The organism is Anaerosporobacter sp., from assembly GCF_965301125.1.
The window spans coordinates 1-2,147 of record NZ_CBDLAM010000345.1 but is presented as its reverse complement, the minus strand read 5'-3'; the positions used below and the strand labels follow the sequence as shown (position 1 = coordinate 2,147).

Sequence of the window (2,147 nt, the reverse complement as noted above, 5' to 3'; positions counted from 1 at the left end):
ATCACAAGCATCTTTACATTCTCCGTAAATATAGATTTTTAATCTCTTTTGTAATTTTAAATTCATGATTTACCTCCATAATCCATGATTCTTATCATTAAAGTATTACACTTTATAATTGTGTTGTATTTTTTTGTTACTAGTATAATTGTAGCACTTTTGGTTTTATTATGCAAATTTGATATTTAATTAACTAATTGCAGCTAAAAATGTCAGTTAATTTTAATTAATATACAAAAAGGTTTATCTAAATGCAAAATGCAACTATATAAACCTTTTTTATAAATTCTATATTCAAAAATCGTGATAATACTTTGACAATCAAAATAATTAATTTAGTAATCATGCATTATTAAATGATTTACGGAATGATTTCTCCTCTAATAATATCATACCCTATCTTTATTTCCACATAAGGAAATTGCTTATCCCCCTTAATCACATGATAGATCGGAGTTACCTGCTTTAAATTATTCTTTTTCATATAGTAAACTAGACGTCCGTATCCTTCCTCCATATGTGTCATAGGATCTTCGTAGACAATGGTTGACACCATCTCTTCGATATCATAGTAAGAATAGAAGGTAACGTTTTTTATATCTGGGATTTCATATTCACGAATTGGCATAAAGAAAGTAGTCTCCATGTTTTCATCAAGTGGAATATTGTGCATCGCATAGAACAACGATCCTTTCGGATGCAGATGATTTTCTTCTAACATCGTATAGAAATCTTCCAAAACCTCGATCATATTGGAATAGTGAAAATAATAGTTTTTTGCTACCACATTCTGATAGCGAATTGAATCCATTAATCTAATCATTTTCCACCATCCCATCTTCCGTAATCGGAACATAAATATCAATTACCGATCCACCAAACACAGGAAGAACGATGTAATAGAACTGTGAACCCAATACTAATCCATTGGATTTTGCAAATGCGTCTAAAAATTCGCAAGTGATGTGAATGTCATCTTCTACATCTGCATGTCGGATGCTTAACCCGTCCGGGATAGAAAGTGTCTCCATAAAATGATATGGACAATCTTCAGGCATTTTCACCTTCTGATTTACAGGAAGATAAATGGTATATGTATTCTCAGATTCTGACTCTTCCACTTGATAAATTAAAGGTCCAATTGGATAGATTTCGCTCTTTATCACACTTTTACGAAGTTCTAACATCTCATCTTCCCAATCTTTTATTAATCCTTTTTTTTGAAAGTAAATTACATTCTTCATAGTAAATGGAACTCTTTTAATAGCCATCTTCTATCCTTCCTCTCTTCTTTCCGATAATATATTTCATAAGCTGTTTCTTATATTCATCTACTGATGCTTCATCCGTTAGCAAAGAAATCGGTTGATTTCCCTCCGATACCCATTGTTTATAGAATGATCGAATCCATGACCTTCTTGTACCTGCAAATGTAGACCAATATCCACGTTTTACTGAATCATCATAAAAATTAGGGGATACTTTTCCTAATAGCATTATACGATATGGTGTTTTAACCGATACTCTTGTTCCGTTGCACAAAATAAATTTATAAATATTTGCTTCTTGTCCTTTTCCTCCAGCACCTCCTACAGTTCCAAATTGCACACTTAATACTGATTCTTTTGCGATAAACTTTCCACACATCATGTAATAATTTTGAGACTCTTGATAAAGATAATTAGGAATCTTCTCTTTAACACAATCATAAAAAGTTTCTTTTTCTATCATTTGCTTTATCTGCTGAGGATCAATATCATAATACTGACATATGCTTCGATTTGAACTTCTCCAGTTTTTACAAAACCATCTCAAATAGAGTGCTAGAATCAATATTAAAATAAGAAAACCGATTCCCTCATCCTCAACAACGATATCTGTATTTAAAAATAATACAGAAATTACAATCATCCCCATAAATATAGTAGAAGCAATAGCTATGCATAAAGCAATTATATATTTTAATCTATAATGGTACTTTTTATTGACCCTTTTAAATATATCATCCACTGATTTCCTCCTTTTACCACTCCCTTAGCAATATCCTTACATAACTCTATGGATAATCTTCTACCCCTTCTTCTTATCCATGATATATTTCATAAGCTGTTTCTTATATTCATCTACTGATGCTTCATCCGTTAGCA

3 protein-coding genes are annotated in these 2,147 nt (G+C 31.3%); all 3 read right to left on the bottom strand.

All coding sequences use genetic code 11. From position 1 onward, the window contains the following. Positions 1-361 precede the first annotated feature (361 nt). From ACW2QF_RS19750 to ACW2QF_RS19740, 3 genes are read right to left on the bottom strand one after another with little or no spacing between them, the layout of a single operon-like run. Positions 362-823, bottom strand: coding sequence for a DUF5085 family protein (locus tag ACW2QF_RS19750; protein WP_455717728.1), 462 nt, complete (start codon positions 821-823; stop codon positions 362-364). Then, complete coding sequence (locus ACW2QF_RS19745) at positions 816-1,271, bottom strand: DUF5085 family protein (protein WP_455717727.1); 456 nt, start codon at positions 1,269-1,271, stop codon at positions 816-818. The genes ACW2QF_RS19750 and ACW2QF_RS19745 overlap by 8 nt, the downstream gene beginning before the upstream one ends. After that, positions 1,261-2,010, bottom strand: a complete 750-nt coding sequence (locus ACW2QF_RS19740) for a hypothetical protein (protein ID WP_455717726.1) — start codon at positions 2,008-2,010, stop codon at positions 1,261-1,263. Before ACW2QF_RS19740 ends, ACW2QF_RS19745 begins: the two co-directional genes overlap by 11 nt. Positions 2,011-2,147 lie beyond the last annotated feature (137 nt).

Bases quoted from the DNA above. Each gene is read 5' to 3' on its own strand.
- ACW2QF_RS19750 (WP_455717728.1), bottom strand. From the start codon at position 823: ATGATTAGATTAATGGATTCAATTCGCTATCAGAATGTGGTAGCAAAA.
- ACW2QF_RS19745 (WP_455717727.1), bottom strand. From the start codon at position 1,271: ATGGCTATTAAAAGAGTTCCATTTACTATGAAGAATGTAATTTACTTT.